Annotated in this window: 19 protein-coding genes; 18 read left to right on the forward strand and 1 reads right to left on the reverse strand. The window is 69.0% G+C overall.

Translation table 11 applies throughout. The features are described from left to right. Window positions 1–66 precede the first annotated feature (66 nt). From J2Z33_RS08530 to J2Z33_RS08550, 5 genes are all read left to right on the forward strand, one after another. Window positions 67–1272: an NADH-quinone oxidoreductase subunit E gene (locus J2Z33_RS08530; RefSeq protein WP_209839884.1), complete on the forward strand. Its 1206-nt coding sequence runs from the start codon at window positions 67–69 to the stop codon at window positions 1270–1272. 5 nt (window positions 1273–1277) lie between these two features. Then, window positions 1278–1616, forward strand: a complete 339-nt coding sequence (locus J2Z33_RS18295) for a DUF5337 domain-containing protein (protein ID WP_209839886.1) — start codon at window positions 1278–1280, stop codon at window positions 1614–1616. A 4-nt stretch (window positions 1617–1620) separates the two neighbouring features. Further along, window positions 1621–2916, forward strand: a complete 1296-nt coding sequence (nuoF, locus tag J2Z33_RS08540; protein ID WP_209839888.1) for an NADH-quinone oxidoreductase subunit NuoF — start codon at window positions 1621–1623, stop codon at window positions 2914–2916. Continuing rightward, window positions 2913–3302 (forward strand): hypothetical protein, encoded by a 390-nt coding sequence (locus J2Z33_RS08545; RefSeq protein WP_209839890.1) that lies wholly within the window; start codon window positions 2913–2915, stop codon window positions 3300–3302. The genes nuoF and J2Z33_RS08545 overlap by 4 nt, the downstream gene beginning before the upstream one ends. Window positions 3303–3366: 64 nt before the next feature. Further along, the gene (locus tag J2Z33_RS08550) at window positions 3367–3705 is read left to right on the forward strand and encodes a hypothetical protein (protein ID WP_209839892.1); all 339 of its coding nucleotides are present in this window, start codon (window positions 3367–3369) and stop codon (window positions 3703–3705) included. Here the strand turns inward: J2Z33_RS08550 and J2Z33_RS08555 are convergent. Further along, on the reverse strand, window positions 3699–3923 hold the full coding sequence (locus J2Z33_RS08555; protein ID WP_209839894.1) for a hypothetical protein: 225 nt from the start codon (window positions 3921–3923) through the stop codon (window positions 3699–3701). The two genes, J2Z33_RS08550 and J2Z33_RS08555, sit on opposite strands and share 7 nt — an antisense overlap. A gap of 285 nt (window positions 3924–4208) precedes the next feature. Between J2Z33_RS08555 and J2Z33_RS08560 the strand changes: the two genes are divergently transcribed. The 13 genes from J2Z33_RS08560 to J2Z33_RS08620 all read left to right on the forward strand — a co-directional run bounded on the left by J2Z33_RS08560 (window position 4209) and on the right by J2Z33_RS08620 (window position 16890). Further along, window positions 4209–4622, forward strand: coding sequence for a DUF5333 domain-containing protein (locus J2Z33_RS08560; protein WP_209839896.1), 414 nt, complete (start codon window positions 4209–4211; stop codon window positions 4620–4622). Between the two features lie 143 nt (window positions 4623–4765). Beyond that, window positions 4766–6790, forward strand: coding sequence for an NADH-quinone oxidoreductase subunit NuoG (gene nuoG, locus J2Z33_RS08565; protein ID WP_209839898.1), 2025 nt, complete (start codon window positions 4766–4768; stop codon window positions 6788–6790). A gap of 149 nt (window positions 6791–6939) precedes the next feature. After that, the gene (gene nuoH / locus J2Z33_RS08570; RefSeq protein WP_209839900.1) at window positions 6940–7980 is read left to right on the forward strand and encodes an NADH-quinone oxidoreductase subunit NuoH; all 1041 of its coding nucleotides are present in this window, start codon (window positions 6940–6942) and stop codon (window positions 7978–7980) included. A 91-nt stretch (window positions 7981–8071) separates the two neighbouring features. Next, window positions 8072–8569 carry an NADH-quinone oxidoreductase subunit NuoI gene (gene nuoI, locus J2Z33_RS08575; protein WP_209839902.1) on the forward strand — a complete coding sequence of 166 codons (498 nt, stop codon included), beginning with the start codon at window positions 8072–8074 and terminating at the stop codon, window positions 8567–8569. Between the two features lie 4 nt (window positions 8570–8573). After that, on the forward strand, window positions 8574–8975 hold the full coding sequence (locus J2Z33_RS08580) for a carboxymuconolactone decarboxylase family protein (RefSeq protein WP_209839904.1): 402 nt from the start codon (window positions 8574–8576) through the stop codon (window positions 8973–8975). Beyond that, a complete protein-coding gene (locus J2Z33_RS08585; RefSeq protein WP_209839906.1) occupies window positions 8968–9192 on the forward strand; it encodes a hypothetical protein in 225 nt (74 codons plus the stop codon). The genes J2Z33_RS08580 and J2Z33_RS08585 overlap by 8 nt, the downstream gene beginning before the upstream one ends. Then, on the forward strand, window positions 9189–9821 hold the full coding sequence (locus J2Z33_RS08590; protein WP_209839908.1) for an NADH-quinone oxidoreductase subunit J: 633 nt from the start codon (window positions 9189–9191) through the stop codon (window positions 9819–9821). The genes J2Z33_RS08585 and J2Z33_RS08590 overlap by 4 nt, the downstream gene beginning before the upstream one ends. Continuing rightward, on the forward strand, window positions 9818–10123 hold the full coding sequence (nuoK, locus tag J2Z33_RS08595; RefSeq protein WP_209839910.1) for an NADH-quinone oxidoreductase subunit NuoK: 306 nt from the start codon (window positions 9818–9820) through the stop codon (window positions 10121–10123). The genes J2Z33_RS08590 and nuoK overlap by 4 nt, the downstream gene beginning before the upstream one ends. A gap of 4 nt (window positions 10124–10127) precedes the next feature. Then, window positions 10128–12386, forward strand: a complete 2259-nt coding sequence (nuoL, locus tag J2Z33_RS08600; protein ID WP_209839912.1) for an NADH-quinone oxidoreductase subunit L — start codon at window positions 10128–10130, stop codon at window positions 12384–12386. Beyond that, window positions 12386–13936: an NADH-quinone oxidoreductase subunit M gene (locus J2Z33_RS08605; RefSeq protein ID WP_209839914.1), complete on the forward strand. Its 1551-nt coding sequence runs from the start codon at window positions 12386–12388 to the stop codon at window positions 13934–13936. The genes nuoL and J2Z33_RS08605 overlap by 1 nt, the downstream gene beginning before the upstream one ends. Continuing rightward, window positions 13933–15363 carry an NADH-quinone oxidoreductase subunit NuoN gene (gene nuoN, locus J2Z33_RS08610; RefSeq protein WP_209839916.1) on the forward strand — a complete coding sequence of 477 codons (1431 nt, stop codon included), beginning with the start codon at window positions 13933–13935 and terminating at the stop codon, window positions 15361–15363. The genes J2Z33_RS08605 and nuoN overlap by 4 nt, the downstream gene beginning before the upstream one ends. Next, complete coding sequence (locus J2Z33_RS08615; protein ID WP_280922891.1) at window positions 15353–16117, forward strand: biotin--[acetyl-CoA-carboxylase] ligase; 765 nt, start codon at window positions 15353–15355, stop codon at window positions 16115–16117. Before nuoN ends, J2Z33_RS08615 begins: the two co-directional genes overlap by 11 nt. After that, on the forward strand, window positions 16117–16890 hold the full coding sequence (locus J2Z33_RS08620; protein ID WP_209839918.1) for a type III pantothenate kinase: 774 nt from the start codon (window positions 16117–16119) through the stop codon (window positions 16888–16890). The genes J2Z33_RS08615 and J2Z33_RS08620 overlap by 1 nt, the downstream gene beginning before the upstream one ends. Window positions 16891–16892 lie beyond the last annotated feature (2 nt).

Below are 16892 nucleotides of genomic sequence, written 5' to 3' on the forward strand. Positions count from 1 at the left end.
TGTTCCGGGCCGCCTTGAACCTGTATAGGGCGCGACGACGCCCAAGATGACCTGATCGGACCCTTCATGCTCCGTCGCCTGCACCACGACCAGCCCGCCTCCTTCGACTTCACGCCCGCGAACCTCGCCTGGGCCGAGGCGCAGATCCAGAAGTACCCGGAGGGCCGGCAGGCCAGCGCCGTGATCCCGCTGCTGTTCCGCGCCCAGGAGCAGGAGGGCTGGCTGCCCAAGCCCGCCATCGAGGCGGTCGCGCGGATGCTGGGCATGGCCTATATCCGCGTGCTGGAGGTGGCGACCTTCTACTTCATGTTCCAGCTCTCCCCGGTGGGGTCGGTCGCGCATATCCAGATCTGCGGGACCACGCCCTGCATGTTGCGGGGGAGCGAGGAGCTGCTGGACCTCTGCCAGCGCCGCATCAGCGCCGAGCCGCACCATCCCTCGGCCGACGGCAAGCTGTCCTGGGAGGAGGTCGAGTGCCTGGGGGCCTGCGCCAACGCGCCGATGGCCCAGATCGGCAAGGACTATTACGAGGACCTGAGCGTCGAGAGCCTGACGCGGATCATCGACGAGCTGACGGCGGGCCGCGTGCCCCGTCCGGGGTCGCAGATCGGACGCTATGCGTCCGAGCCGGAGGGCGGCGTGACCTCCCTGGCCCAGTGGGTCGAGGGACGGAACGCCCACAACGCCAGCGTGGATCTTGCCGTGACCATCGGCGACACGGTCAAGCGCATCGACGGGACCGAGGTGCCGCTGCGCGCGCCCTGGCTCAGGACGGCGCAGCCCGAGGAGCTGCCGGCGGTTCCGGTCGAGGAGGTCCAGGCGGCCACGCCCTCGGACGGCGAGCCCGGCGAGTCCCCGCAGGCGATGGACCAGCAGCACACGGCGCGGCCCGCCGGGGTGCGCCACCCGCTGCCGGGCGGCGAGACGGTGGCGCCGGAGCCGGAGGGCGAGCCCTCGGGCGTGGTGCCCGCGCATGGGCTGGGCTCGTCCGACGCCGCCGGGGTGGCCGCAGCGCCGCTCGCGCCCGAGGCCGCGCCGCCGGTGCTGGACGCGCCGCGCGGGGGAATGGGCGACGACCTCAAGCGCATCACCGGCGTCGGGCCGAAGATCGAGGCGCTGCTGCACGAACTGGGGATCTGGCACTTCGACCAGATCGCGGCCTGGGGGCCGGGCGAAGTGGCCTGGGTCGATTCGCGGCTGGGCCAGTTCCACGGGCGCATCCAGCGCGAGGACTGGATCGCGCAGGCGCGCAAGCTCGCGACTGAGGGGTGACGGGGATGGCCACTGGCCCAGGTCCGCGCGTCCTGAACGGGCACCAGCGGCTGGTGCCGCGCAAGGGGCATCCCGTCGCGCCGCCCCCGCCGCTGGCCGATCCGCGCGCCTCCGCGCCCAAGCCCCGGCCGCAGGATCCGAGGGTCGCGGCCCTGGGGCGTCGCGCGGGTCTGGTGCTGGCCGGGGTGGGGCTGTTCTGGATCGCCGCCACCTGGGCGGGGGACAGCCTGGGCTGGCCCGTCCGGGTGCGGGCGCTGATCGATCTCTTCGCTCTCGCGGGCTTCGGCTTCGCGCTCTATCTGACATGGCAGGTCTGGCGCCTGCGCCGGACGCACAAGGGATAAGCCCATGCTTGAGGACAAGGACCGCATCTTCACCAACATCTACGGGATGCACGACCGATCCCTCGCCGGGGCGCGGGCGCGCGGCCATTGGGACGGGACGCGGGACATCCTGCTGAAGGGCCGCGACTGGATCGTGAACGAGATGAAGGCGTCGGGCCTGCGGGGCCGGGGCGGCGCGGGCTTCCCGACGGGGCTCAAGTGGTCGTTCATGCCCAAGGAATCGGACGGGCGGCCCGCCTACCTGGTGGTCAACGCCGACGAGTCGGAGCCCGGCACCTGCAAGGACCGGGAGATCATGCGCCACGACCCGCACACGCTGGTCGAGGGCTGCCTGATCGCCTCCTTCGCGATGGGGGCCCATGCCGCCTACATCTACATCCGGGGCGAATACGTCCGGGAGAAGGAGGCGCTCCAGCGCGCGGTGGACGAGGCCTATGACGCCGGGCTGATCGGGCCGAACGCCTGCGGGTCGGGGTGGGACTTCGACCTCTACGTGCACCACGGCGCGGGGGCCTACATCTGCGGCGAGGAGACGGCTCTCCTCGAATCGCTGGAGGGCAAGAAGGGGATGCCCCGGATGAAGCCGCCGTTCCCGGCGGGGGCGGGGCTCTATGGCTGCCCGACGACGGTGAACAACGTCGAGTCGATCGCCGTCGCGCCGACCATCCTGCGGCGCGGCGCGGGCTGGTTCGCCTCCTTCGGGCGGCCGAACAACGCGGGCACCAAGCTGTTCGCCATCTCGGGGCACGTGAACCGGCCCTGCGTGGTCGAGGAGGCCATGTCGATCCCCTTCGTGGAGCTGATCGACAAGCATTGCGGCGGCATCCGGGGCGGCTGGGACAACCTCAAGGCGGTGATCCCCGGCGGGTCCTCGGTCCCGAACGTCAAGGCCGACGTGATGAAGGAGGCCATCATGGACTTCGACTGGCTGCGCGAGCAGCGGTCGGGCCTGGGCACCGCCGCCGTCATCGTCATGGACCAGAGCACCGACATGGTGAAGGCGATCTGGCGGCTGGCGAAGTTCTACAAGCACGAGAGCTGCGGCCAGTGCACGCCCTGCCGGGAAGGCACCGGCTGGATGATGCGCGTCATGGAGCGGCTGGTGAAGGGCGAGGCGGAGGTCGAGGAGATCGACATGCTCCTCGATGTCACCAAGCAGGTCGAGGGGCACACGATCTGCGCGCTGGGCGACGCGGCGGCCTGGCCGATCCAGGGGCTCATCCGCAACTTCCGCGACGAGATCGAGGACCGGATCCGCGCCAAGCGGACGGGGCGCATTACGGCGGTCGCGGCGGAATGAGAACGCTCGGCGCGGCGCTCCTCGCGGTCGCGCTCTCCGGCTGCGTGGCCGGGGGCTTTGTCCTGCCCGCGCCGGGAGCGGACCGCGTGAGCTACCAGGGCCGCACCTGGGAGGTGCGGCGGGTGGCCGAGGAGCCTCGGCCGGACCTGTCGCCGGAGGCGCTCGACGAGTTGCCGGACGGCGGCCTTGCCGTGCCGCAGGGCGCGGCGTTCACGGGCACCGGCCCGGCGATCCGGGTTCATGGCGGCGTGACCCGGCAGGGGGCGAGCGATGTGCTCGCCATCTGGTGCCGGGGGCGGGGGCGCGACGTGGCGCCGGGCTGGCGCGGGGCGCCGGTGCGATTCGACGACACGGGCGCGGAGTTCGTCTTCTACACGGATTGCTGAGCCGACGTGCCCCGAGGGCGGGGCGGGCTAGGTCACGCCGCGATCACGGATCGGAGGCGGTGGCATGAGGTGGATCGCGGGGCTGGCGGTGGCGCTGGCGGTGCCGGCGGGGGCCTGGGCGCAGGCGGGGCGGACGGAGGTCGTCCGCGAGGTCTTTCCCGAGGTGGGACGGCAGGTGGTCGCGAGCACCCCGAGGGGGCCGGTCGCGACCATCGAATGGCGGCAGCGAGTCGAGGTCCGCGCCCGCACGGCGACAGGCGCGGCGTTGTCGCCGCAGGCACGGGCCGAGGCTCTGGGCCGGGCCTTGGCCACCTGCCGCCGGGGCGAGCCCCGGGGCGCGGTCGAGGTGGTCGAATTCAACGGGACGTATGTCGTCGGGCTCGACTGCGTGCGGCTTCAGTAGGTCGTGACGGGGTCGGAGGCGGGAAATGTCTCGTCCAGCGCCTCGTCCACCTTGTCCCATCGGCGCATGGGGAGGGTCATCTCCTCGCGGCCGGCGTTGCGGACGGGCTGGTAGGGGGACTTCGTGCCGCTGGACCGCGACGGGGTCCGGCGCAGGGCATAGGCCGCCCCCGCGAGGCCGATGGCCAGGAGGGCGAGGGCCGGGCGACTGAAGGTCATGGACGGGTCTCCGATGCGGATGGATCGCGGAGGCAACGGCGGCCGGGCCGGGGATGTTCCCTGCGGCCGCAGACCTGCCGCCGTGCCGCGAGTTGACAGCTGTCAACTTTCCGCCTGATCCGTTCGGAAGGTCCGGCCCCCGGCCTTGCAGCGAATCGCGGGGTCCGGCAGTCCTCCGCCCGCTGACGGGGCGCTGATATGGCATAGCCGGATGGTCGCCCCCATATCCGGGCGGAGCAGCGGCCGGAGGGGAGCCCCCAGTCGGCCCCGGTCAGGAGGCTCCGAATGAACCGATCATGCCGAATCGCGGCGCTGGCCGCCTGGGCCTGGGCCTGGGCAGGCGGGGCGGCGGGGCAGGAGCGTCCGCCGCTGGGCGAGGTGCCGTCCATCACAGAGGGGCTGATCGATACCGCCATCGCCTACGAGATCGGGCGTCGCTGCGACACGCTTGATGGGCGGCGGCTCCAAGGGATCGCGTTCCTGCTGTCGCTGCGGGCCGAGGCGCGGCGGCTCGGCTATTCGGCGGAGGAGATCGACGCCTTCGTCTCCGAGGGACCGGAGAAGGAGCGGCTGGAGGGAATCGCGCGGGAGCGGCTGCGGGCCTTGGGCGCGGTTGAGGGGGAGTGGGAGACCTATTGCACCGTGGGGCGGGCGCAGGTGGCGGAAGGGACGCGGATCGGCGGGCTGCTGACCGACTAGCCGGGTTCGTCAACTTCGCGCGACGCCGGTCCCGGCGCGGCGGCGGGCGTTCGTCGCATCTGGCCCTCCCTCCGGTCCCACGCTAGAACGCCGGGCAAACCGGGGCGCCAGCGCGCGCCCCCGAGCCCGGAGGTTTGCCCGCGATGCCCGACCTGAAGCCCATCATGATCGACGGCACGGTCTACGAGGTGCCGGCCGCGATGACGATCCTCCAGGCCTGCGACATGGTGGGGATCGAGATCCCGCGATTCTGCTACCACGAGCGGCTGTCCATCGCCGGCAACTGCCGGATGTGCCTCGTGGAGGTGGTGGGCGGGCCGCCGAAGCCCACCGCCTCCTGCGCGCAGCAGGTCAAGGATCTGCGCCCCGGCAAGGACGGGCAACCGCCCGAGGTCAAGACCAACTCGCCCATGGTCAAGAAGGCGCGGGCAGGGGTGATGGAGTTCCTGCTCATCAACCACCCGCTGGATTGCCCGATCTGCGACCAGGGTGGCGAGTGCGACCTTCAGGACCAGGCGCTCGCCTATGGGCTGAGCTATTCGCGCTACCGCGAGCCCAAGCGGGCGACCGAGGACCTGGACCTCGGCCCGCTGGTCGAGACGCACATGAACCGCTGCATCTCGTGCACGCGCTGCGTCCGTTTCACCACCGAGATCGCGGGCATCACCCAGATGGGGCAGACGGGGCGGGGCGAGGACAGCGAGATCACGTCCTACCTGAACCAGACGCTGAGCTCGAACCTGCAGGGGAATATCATCGACCTGTGCCCGGTGGGGGCGCTGGTCAGCAAGCCCTACGCCTACAAGGGGCGGCCTTGGGAGCTGGTGAAGACCGATTCCATCGACGTGATGGACGCGCTGGGGTCGAGCATCCGGGTGGACAGCAAGGGCCGCGAGGTCATGCGGATCCTGCCGCGCAACCATGACGGCGTGAACGAGGAATGGCTGTCGGACAAGGCGCGCTTCGTCTGGGACGGGTTGCGGCGGCAGCGGCTGGACACGCCTTATGTCCGCGAAGGCGGGCGGCTGCGGAAGGCCACCTGGACCGAGGCGCTGTCGGTCGCGGCGCGGGCGCTGCGGTCGGGGAGGGTGGCGGGCCTCGTGGGCGACCTCGCGCCGACCGAGGCGGCCTTCGCTCTCAAGGACCTGATGGCGCGGGTCGGCGGCACGGTGGAGTGCCGGGTGGACGGGGCGCGGCTCTATACTGCGCTGCGGGGCGGCTATGCCGGCAACGCGCGGATCGAAGACCTCGCCACCGCAAAGCGCATCGTCATCGTGGGCTCGAACCCGCGTGTCGAGGCGCCGGTGCTGAACGCCCGCATCCGGGGGGCCTGGCTCAAGGGCGCCGAGGTGACGGTGATCGGCGAGACGGCGGACCTCACCTACGATTACGCCCATGCGGGGACGGATCGCGCGGCGCTGGACGCCTTCCGCGAGGGGGCCGCGCCGTCCGAGAACGCGGTCGTCATCCTAGGGCAGGGCGCGCTGCGCGAGGCCGACGGGGAGGCGGTGCTGTCCCACGTGCTCGGGATCGTCGAGGCGATGGGGGCGAAGCTGCTGGTGCTGCACACCGCCGCGTCGAGGGTGGGCGCGCTGGACGTGGGCTGCGTCACCGAGGGCGGGATGCCGGCCGCCGTCGAGGGGGCCGAGGTCATCTGGAACCTGGGCGCCGACGAGATCGAGATCGCGCGCGACCAGAACGGGGGTCCGTTCGTGATCTATCAGGGGTCGCACGGCGACCGGGGGGCGCATCGCGCCGACCTTATCCTGCCGGCGGCCGCCTGGACCGAGGAGAACGGGCTCTTCGTCAACACCGAGGGGCGGCCGCAGCTCAGCCTGCGCGCCGGGTTCGCGCCGGGCGAGGCCAAGGAGAACTGGGCCATCCTGCGCGCGGTGTCGGGGGCGCTGGGATCGGCGCAGCCCTGGGACAGCCTCGCGCAGCTCCGGCAGGCGATGGTGGCGGCGCATCCCCACCTTGCCGAGATCGACTCGGTGCCCGCAAACCGGCTGCCCCACCTGGCGCCGCGCAAGATGGGCGAGGCCACCTTCCGCAACGCGCTCCGGGACTACTTCCTGACGAACCCCATCGCGCGGGCGAGCCAGGTGATGGGCGAGCTGTCGGCGCTTGAGGCGCAGCGGAACCAGACGCCCCGCCTCGCGGCGGAGTGAGGCCCGTCCGCCCGCGTCCGAACGGGTCCGGGCGACGAACGAGTGAATCGGCTGGAAACCGGCGGGGAGTTGCTGTTTACAGCACCTCGCCGGGACCGGCCCCCCGGCGCCGTGGCGCGAGCGGCGAAACGACGGTCTAGAGGAACGCGATGGTCGATTTCTTCACCAACAACTGGCTCGGCATCGTGCTCCTCGTCCTGGGGCAGTGCCTGCTGATCCTGGTGCCGCTGCTCGTGGCGCTGGCCTTCCTCCTTTACGCGGACCGGAAGATCTGGGCGGCGGTGCAGCTTCGGCGGGGGCCCAACGTGGTGGGGCCGTTCGGGCTGTTCCAGAGCTTCGCCGACTTCCTGAAATACATCGTGAAGGAAGTGGTGATCCCGGCGGGCGCCGACAAGTCCGTGTTCCTGATCGCGCCGCTCATCTCCTTTGTGGTGTCGGTGATCGCCTGGGCGGTGATCCCCTTCAACAACACCTGGGTCCTGGCCGACGTGAACGTGGCGATCCTGTATGTCCTCGCGATCTCCTCGCTGGGCGTCTACGGGATCATCATGGGGGGCTGGGCGTCCAACTCCAAGTATCCGTTCCTGGGGTCGCTGCGGTCGGCGGCGCAGATGATCTCCTACGAGGTGTCGCTCGGTCTCATCATTATCGGGGTCATCATCTCCACGGGGTCGATGAACTTCGGCGACATCGTGCGGGCGCAGGACACCAACGCCGGCATCTTCGGCTGGTACTGGGTCGTCCACTTCCCGATGGTGTTCCTGTTCACCATCTCGGCGCTGGCCGAGACCAACCGCCCGCCCTTCGACCTGCCGGAGGCCGAGTCGGAGCTGGTGGCGGGGTATCAGGTCGAATACTCGTCCACGCCGTTCCTGCTGTTCATGATCGCCGAATACATGGCGATGGTGCTGATGTGCACGCTGACGGCGATCCTGTTCTTTGGCGGCTGGCTGTCGCCCATCCCCGGCCTGCCCGACGGCGTGCTGTGGCTGGTGCTCAAGATCCTGATCTTCTTCTTCATCTACTCGATGGTGAAGGCGATCACCCCCCGCTACCGCTACGACCAGCTCATGCGGCTCGGGTGGAAGGTGTTCCTGCCGTTCTCGCTCGTGTGGGTGGTGCTGGTGGCATTCCTGGCGAAATTCGAGGTCCTGGGCGGCGCCTGGGCCCGCTGGACCTGGGGAGGCTGAGGATGGCGACCCTCCCCCTGAGCTTCGGCCACCAGATCCGCCCCACCGACGGGCGCGTCGAACACATCGAACAGACGATCGGAGGTCCGGCATGAGCACGCAGTTCGACTACGGCCGCGCGGCGAAGTACTGGCTGCTCGCCGACTTCTTCAAGGGCTTCGGCGTGGGGATGAAGTACTTCTTCAAGCCCAAGACCACGCTGAACTACCCGCACGAGCGCGCGCCGCTGTCGCCGCGCTTCCGGGGGGAGCACGCGTTGCGCCGCTACCCCAATGGCGAGGAGCGGTGCATCGCCTGCAAGCTCTGCGAGGCGGTCTGCCCGGCCAACTGCATCGTGATCGACGCCGAGCCGCGCGAGGACGGGTCGCGCCGGACGACGCGCTACGACATCGACATGACGAAGTGCATCTACTGCGGCTTCTGCCAGGAGGCCTGCCCGGTGGACGCCATCGTGGAGACGCCGAACCAGAACTTCTCGACCGAAACGCGGGAGGAGTTGTTCTACGACAAGCAGAAGCTCTTGGACAACGGCGACCGCTGGGAGGTCGTGGTGGCCAAGAACCTCGAACTCGACGCGCCGTATCGGTGACGTCATGACCGAGCAGAACCCCTTCGCCGCAATGATGAAGATGGGCCAGGACTGGGCCCGTGCCGTCAATCCCGCGCTCGAAAGCTTCACGCCCAAGGGCTTCGAGGCCCTGATCCCGACGATGCCCAAGAACGTCCTGGAGATGTTCATGGGCAAGACCATGAACCCCGAGGGGCTGGACGCGAAGACGCGGCTGCTAATCACGCTGGCCGGGCTGACGATTCAGGGCGCGCAGGCCGAGCCGCAGGTGCGGCTGACCGTGCGCCACGCCCGCGAGGCGGGGGCCAGCAAGCAGGAGATCGCGGAGACCATCGCGGTCGCCGGGCTCTTCGGTGGGGTGCCGGCGATGACCAAGGCGATGGAGCTCGCCACCGAGGCGATGAAGGAGGACAAGGACCGTGGCTGAGGCGACGAACGAGCTCCTCCTTCAGGTGCTGCGGCAGGTGCAGGTCGATCTGACCGACCTCAAGAAGGGCATGGACGACTTGCGGGACGAGGTCCGGTCGGGCCTGGGCGAGGTCAACCAGAAGGTGGACGGCCTGACCGTCATCGTCGGCCTGCTGGCCGGCCATGTCCACCATGTCGAGCAACGGGTCGAAGCGTTGGAGAGCCACAGATCATGACCGCCGCCGCTCTTGCCTTCTACGCCTTCGCGATCGCCACGATCGCGGGCGGCCTCATGACCGTGGTGAGCCGGAACCCGGTCCATTCGGTACTCTGGCTGATTCTGTCGTTCCTGTCCTCGGCCGGGTTGTTCGTCCTGCTGGGGGCCGAGTTCGTCGCCATGCTGCTCGTCATCGTCTACGTGGGGGCGGTCGCGGTGCTGTTCCTGTTCGTCGTGATGATGCTCGACGTCGATTTCGCCGAGCTGAAGGCCGAGATGGCGAAATACATGCCGCTCGCGCTGCTGATCGGGCTCATCATCATCATGCAGCTCACCATCGCCTTCGGCGTGTGGGAGGTGGACGCGGGCGCCGCCGGGCGGATCGCCGCGCCCATCGGGGCGGACGACAACACGCGGGCCATCGGGCTGCTGCTGTACGACCGCTACTTCCTGCTGTTCCAGCTCGCGGGGCTGATCCTGCTGGTCGCCATGATCGGAGCCATCGTGCTGACGCTGCGGCACCGGGTGGACGTGAAGCGGCAGGACGCGCTGACGCAGATGTTCCGCGACCCGGCCAAGACGCTGGAGTTGCGCGACGTGAAGCCGGGGCAGGGCATCGCGGCGCCAATCGAAGGAGCCCGCCGATGATCGGTCTCGAACACTACCTCACCGTCTCGGCGGCGCTGTTCGTCGTCGGCATCTTCGGGCTGTTCCTCAACCGGAAGAACATCATCATCCTGCTGATGTCGCTGGAGCTCATCCTCCTCGCCGTCAACATCAACTTCGTGGCCTTCTCGTCCTATTCGGGCGATCTCGTGGGCCAGATCTTCACCCTCTTCGTGCTCACGGTCGCGGCGGCCGAGGCGGCCATCGGGCTCGCCATCCTGGTCTGCTTCTTCCGCAACCGGGGCACGATCGAGGTCGAAGACGTCAACGTCATGAAGGGCTGAGCCGGTGTCCACGATCATCCTCTTCGCGCCGCTGGTCGGCGCCCTGGTCTGCGGCTTCGGCTGGCGGCTGATCGGCGAGGCGGCGGCCTGCTGGCTGGCCACCGCGCTGCTCGGCCTCGCGGCGGTGCTGTCCTGGGCGGTGTTCCTGGGCCTGGGCCCCGAGACCCAGCACGTCGAACTCCTGCGCTGGATCCAGTCGGGCACGCTCGATTCGGCGTGGTCGATCCGGCTGGACCGGCTGACGGCGATCATGCTGATCGTCATCAACACGGTCTCGGCGCTCGTGCACCTTTATTCGGTGGGCTACATGGCCCATGACGAGAACTTCCATCATGGCGAGAGCTACAGGCCGCGCTTCTTCGCCTACCTGTCGCTGTTCACCTTCGCGATGCTGATGCTGGTGACGGGGGACAACCTCCTCCAGATCTTCTTCGGCTGGGAAGGGGTGGGCCTCGCGTCCTACCTGCTGATCGGGTTCTACTTCCGCAAGCCCTCGGCCAACGCGGCGCAGATCAAGGCCTTCGTGGTGAACCGGGTCGGCGACTTCGCCTTCCTGCTCGGCATCTTCGCGCTCTACTTCCTGACGGATTCGATCCGGCTCGACGACATCTTCGCGGCGGTGGGGGAACTGGCGACGACGCAGATCACCTTCGCCTGGAGCACGTTCAACGCGGCGGAGCTGGTGGCCTTCCTCTTGTTCTTCGGCGCGATGGGGAAGTCGGCGCAACTGTTCCTGCACACCTGGCTGCCGGACGCGATGGAGGGGCCGACGCCGGTCTCGGCCCTGATCCACGCGGCGACCATGGTGACGGCGGGCGTGTTCCTGCTGTGCCGGATGTCGCCCCTGTATGAGGTCGCACCCTACGCCAAGAACTTCATCCTCTATGTCGGCGCGGCGACGGCGTTCTTTGCCGCCACGGTCGGCCTCGTGCAGAACGACATCAAGCGGGTGATCGCCTATTCGACCTGCTCGCAGCTCGGCTACATGTTCGTGGCCGCCGGCGCGGGGATCTATGGCGCGGCGATGTTCCACCTGTTCACGCACGCCTTCTTCAAGGCGATGCTGTTCCTGGGGGCGGGGTCGGTGATCCACGCCACCCACCACGAGCAGGACATGAGGAACTACGGCGGGCTGCGGAAGCACATCCCCTACACGTTCTGGGCGATGGTGATCGGGACGCTGGCCATCACGGGCGTCGGCATCCCGCTGACCTATATCGGCTTCGCGGGCTTCCTGTCGAAGGACGCCATCATCGAGACGGCTTGGGCGTCGGGCAACGGCTTCGCCTTCTGGGCGCTGGTCATCGCCGCCTGCTTCACGGCGTTCTATTCGTGGCGGCTGATCTTCCTGACCTTCTTTGGCGCCCCGCGCTGGGGGCAGGCCGAGCACGCGCATGATCCTCATGCATTCGTGCCGGCTGACGCGACCGGCTCCGCTCCGCTGGTGGGGACCGAGGCCACGCCGCACGGGCACGACGACCACGGGCACCACCATGTCCCGCACGAGAGCCCGGCGGTGATGCTGATCCCGCTTGGCGTACTGGCCTTGGGCGCGGTGTTCGCCGGGATGATCTGGCACAACCAGTTCTTCGGCGACCACGCGCGGATGGTGTCGTTCTTCGGGATGCCCGAGCACCACGCCGAGGAGAGCAGCGAGGCGCGGGCGGGCGACGGCGAGCCCGAGCCCATCGCGGAGGCCGGGGCGACCCCGGCCGAGGCGGCGGACGAGCACGGGGCGGCCTCGGAGGCCGCGCCGGAGGAGGCCACGGCCGTCCCCGGCGAGGAGGCGAACCCGCTGGTGCCCGAGCTAGGCGGCGCCATCGCCATGAACGAGGCGAGCAACGAGGTGCTGGAGGCGGCCCACGCCTCGCCGGCCTGGGTCAAGGTCTCGCCCTTCCTCGCCATGCTGATCGGGACGGCGCTGGCCTACCTGTTCTACATCCGGCGGCCGGACCTGCCGGGGCGGATCGCGGCGACCAACCGGCCGCTCTACGAGTTCCTGCTCAACAAGTGGTACTTCGACGAGATCTACGACTTCGTCTTCGTCCGCCCGGCCGTGGCCATCGGCCGCTTCCTCTGGCGGCGCGGCGACGGGACGGTGATCGACGGGACCATCAACGGCGTCGCCATGGGGATCGTCCCGACCCTCACCCGCGCCGTCAACCGGGCGCAGTCCGGTTACGTCTTCCACTACGCCTTCGCCATGGTCATCGGGATCGCGCTGATCCTGACCTGGTTCACGATCACCGGAGGAGCCGAGTGATGCTTCTTTCGCTCGTCACCTTCCTGCCGACCCTCGGGGCGCTGGCGCTGCTCCTGCTGCGCGGCGACGACGCGGCGTCGCGCCGGAACGCCAAGTGGATCGCCTTCGCGACCACGGTCATCACCTTCGTCGCGTCCCTGTTCATCCTGGGCCGCTTCGACGCCGCGAACCCCGGCTTCCAGCTCGTCGAGGACCGGGAGTGGCTGCTGGGCCTGCGCTACAAGCTGGGCGTGGACGGCATCTCGGTGCTGTTCGTGCTGCTGACCACGTTCCTCATGCCGCTGGTGATTGCCTCGGCCTGGGACGTGGAGCACCGGCTGAAGGAGTACATGATCGCCTTCCTGCTGCTGGAGACGCTGATGATCGGCGTCTTCGTGGCGCTGGACCTCGTGCTGTTCTACCTGTTCTTCGAAGGCTCGCTGATCCCGATGTTCCTCATCATCGGCATCTGGGGCGGATCGAACCGCATCTACGCGGCGTTCAAGTTCTTCCTCTACACCTTCCTCGGCTCGCTCTTCATGCTGGTCGCGATGGTTGTGATGTTCGCGCAGGCGGGCACGACCGACATCCCGACGTTGATGGCCTTCGACTTCTCGACCGCGCCGTTCAACATCCTGAACATCCAGGTCGTGGGCGGGCTCCAGACGATGCTGTTCATCGCCTTCTTCGCCAGCTTCGCGGTGAAGATGCCGATGTGGCCGGTGCATACCTGGCTGCCCGACGCGCACGTGCAGGCGCCGACGGCAGGCTCGGTGGTGCTGGCGGCGATCCTGCTGAAGATGGGCGGCTACGGGTTCCTGCGCTTCTCTCTGCCGATGTTCCCGGTGGGGTCGGAGGTGATGGCGCCGCTGGTGCTGTGGCTGTCGGCGATCGCGGTCGTCTATGGGTCGCTGGTCGCGCTGGTGCAGACCGACATGAAGAAGCTGGTGGCCTATTCGTCGGTGGCGCACATGGGCTTCGTCACAATGGGCATCTTCGCGGCGAACCAGCAGGGCGTGGACGGCGCGGTGTTCCAGATGCTGAGCCACGGCTTCATCTCGGGGGCGCTTTTCCTCATCGTGGGCGTGATCTACGACCGGATGCACACGCGCGAGATCGCGGCCTATGGCGGGCTGATGAACCGGATGCCGGCCTACGCGGCGGTGTTCCTGCTGTTCACCATGGGCAACGTGGGCCTGCCGGGGACCTCGGGCTTCGTGGGCGAGTTCCTGACCATGGCCGGCACCTTCCAGGTCAACACCTGGGTCGTGGCGGTCGCCTGCACCGGGGTGATCCTGTCGGCGTCCTACGCGCTCTGGCTGTATCGCCGGGTGGCGCTGGGGCCGCTGGTCAACACGGCGCTGCGGGGGATCACCGACATGACGGGCCGCGAGAAGGCGATCTTCGCGCCGCTGGTGGTCATGACGATCCTGCTCGGCGTCTATCCGTCGCTCGTCACCGACATCGTGGGACCCGCCGCCGAGGCGATGCTGGTCCCCGTGCACGAAGCCCAGGCGGCCTTTGGGGTGGAGCCCCAGGTCGCGCAAGTTGAGGAAGGGGCCGCGGAATGACCGGCGACTTCGACGTGATCCGGCCCGAGGTCTACCTCGCGCTTTATGCGATCCTGGCGCTGCTGGTCGGCGTCTTCACCATCAAGGACCGGGCGACGCCGATCCTGCTGTGGCTGACGGCGGCCGTCATGGCGCTGATGGCCTGGTGGATCGGCACGCGGTCGGGGACGGACGTGGCCTTCGCGGGCCTGTTCGTGGACGACGGCTTCTCGCGCTTCGCCAAGATCCTGATCCTGGCGGCGGGGGCGGTGACGCTGCTCCTGAGCGGCGACTACCTGACCCGGTCGGGGACGCTGCGGTTCGAGTATCCGATCCTCGTGGCGCTGAGCGTGCTGGGCATGATGGTCATGGTCTCGGCCAGCGACCTCATCGTGCTCTACATGGGGTTGGAGCTGCAGGCGCTGGCCGCCTACGTGCTGACCTCGATCCGGCGCGACTCGGTACGCTCCACCGAGGCGGGGCTCAAGTTCTTCGTGCTGGGGGCGCTGTCGTCGGGGCTGCTGCTTTATGGCGCGTCGCTGACCTACGGCTACGCGGGGACGACGTCGTTCGCGGGCGTGGTGCAGGCCACGCAGGACGGGGCCTCCTTGGGGCTGATCTTCGGGCTGGTGTTCGTGGTGGCGGGGCTGGCGTTCAAGATCTCGGCCGCGCCGTTCCATATGTGGACGCCGGATGTCTACGAGGGCGCGCCGACGCCGGTGACGACCTTCCTCGCCACGGCGTCGAAGGTGGCGGCGATCGGGCTGCTGGCGCGGGTGGTGCACGACGCCTTCGGCTTGGTCGCGGGGGACTGGCAGCAGATCGTCGCCTTCCTGTCGCTGGTGTCGATGTTCGTGGGCTCCATCGCGGCCATCGGGCAGACCAACATCAAGCGGCTGATGGCCTATTCGTCGATCTCGCACATGGGCTTCGCGCTGATGGGCCTGGCCTCGGCCACCGCCTTCGGGGTGCAGGCGATGCTGATCTACATGGCGATCTATGTCGCCATGAACCTTGGCACCTTCGCCTTCATCCTGTCGATGGAGCGGAACGGTCAGCCCGTCACCGACATCCGGTCGCTGAACATGTACTCGCGGCGGGAGCCGTTGCGGGCCTTCGCGCTGCTGCTGCTCATGTTCTCGATGGCGGGCGTGCCGCCACTTCTCGGGTTCTTCGCGAAGCTGGAAGTCCTGCGCGCGGCCGTTGGGGGAGGGATTGTGTGGCTTGCCATCGCGGGGATGGTGGCCTCGGCGATCTCGGCGTTCTTCTACCTGCGGCTCGTCTATTTCATGTACTTCGGCGAGGAGAAGGACGTTCTCGACAGCCGCATGGGCGGGGTGCAGTGGACGGTGCTGATGGTCTCGGCGGCGGCGATGCTGCTGGGCGTGATCAACCTGTTCGGGATGGAGCCGCTGGCGGCGGCGGCGGCGGCGACCCTTGTCAACTGACTCGGTCATCCCGCCGGCCCCCTGGCCGCAGACCTACGGGCTCGTGATCCTCGACGAGGTGGACAGCACCATGGCCGAGGCGCGGCGGCGCGCGTCCGGCCTTGATCGCCCGACCTGGGTCATGGCGCGGCAACAGACCAACGCCAAGGGGCGGCGGGGGCGGACCTGGCTGGGGGGCAACGGCAACCTCGCCGCGACGCTGGTCTACAAGCCCTGGTGCACGCCCGCCGAGGCGGCCGCGCGATCCTTCATGGCGGCGAACGCGCTGCTCGAAAGCCTTGCGCTGTATATCGACCGGGGCGCGCTGGCGTTGAAATGGCCGAACGACGTTCTGCTGAACGGCGGCAAGGTCGCGGGCATCCTGCTGGAGAGCGCGTCCTCGGGGGGGCCGCTGGTGGACTGGCTGTCCATCGGCGTGGGGGTGAACCTGTCCCGCGCGCCCCACGACGTGCGGACCGAGTTCGCGCCGGTGTCGCTGGCCGGGGAGGGGGGCGAGGCCGTCGCGCCCGAGGACTTCCTCACCGTGCTGGCGGGGCACTTCGCCACGCAGGAGGGCAAGCTCGCCGCGATGGGGTTCCCGCGCATCCGCGAGGACTGGCTGGCGAACGCCGCCCGGCTGGGCGAGATCGTCACCGCGCGGACCAGCAAGGCCGAGATCACCGGCGTCTTCGAGACCGTCGATCAGGCGGGGAACCTGATCCTGCGGGTCGAGGGGCGTGAGGTCCTGATCCCGGCCGCCGACGTGTATTTCTGATGCTGCTGGCCATCGACTGCGGCAACACCAACACCGTCTTCGCCGTGTGGGACGGGGCGCGGTTCCTGGGGACCTGGCGCATCGCGACGGACTGGAAGCGGACGGCGGACGAATACTTCGTGTGGCTGCGGTCGATCATGCGGCTGGCGGATGTCGAGGCGACCATCGACGCGGTGATCGTCTCCTCCACCGTGCCGCGCGTCGTGTTCAACCTGCGGGTCCTGGCCGACCGCTACTTCGGCTGCCGGCCACTGGTGGTGGGCAAGCCGGAATGCCGGCTGCCGCGCGCGCCGCGCGTGGACGAGGGGACGCAGGTCGGGCCGGACCGGCTGGTGAACTCGGCCGGGGCCTTTGACCGGCACGGGGGCAACCTGATCGTCGTGGACTTCGGCACCGCGACCACCTTCGACGTGGTGGACGACGACGGGGCCTATGTCGGCGGCGTCATCGCGCCGGGGGTGAACCTGAGCCTGGAGGCGCTGCACATGGCCGCCGCCGCGCTGCCCCACGTGGACGTGACCAAGCCGCAGCGGGTGATCGGGACCAACACCGTCGCCTGCATGCAGTCCGGCATCTTCTGGGGCTATGTGGGCCTTGTCCGGGGCATCTGCGAGCGCATCAAGGCCGAGCGCGAAAGGCCCATGCGGATCGTCGGAACCGGCGGCCTCGCGTCCCTGTTCGGACAGGGAGACGTTCTATTTGACCGGGTCGAGGACGACCTCACCATGCACGGCCTGACCGTGATCCACGCCTTCAACAAGGAGACGGCATGACC

It is taken from the genome of Rubellimicrobium aerolatum, from assembly GCF_017872975.1.
Lineage (GTDB): Bacteria > Pseudomonadota > Alphaproteobacteria > Rhodobacterales > Rhodobacteraceae > Rubellimicrobium > Rubellimicrobium aerolatum.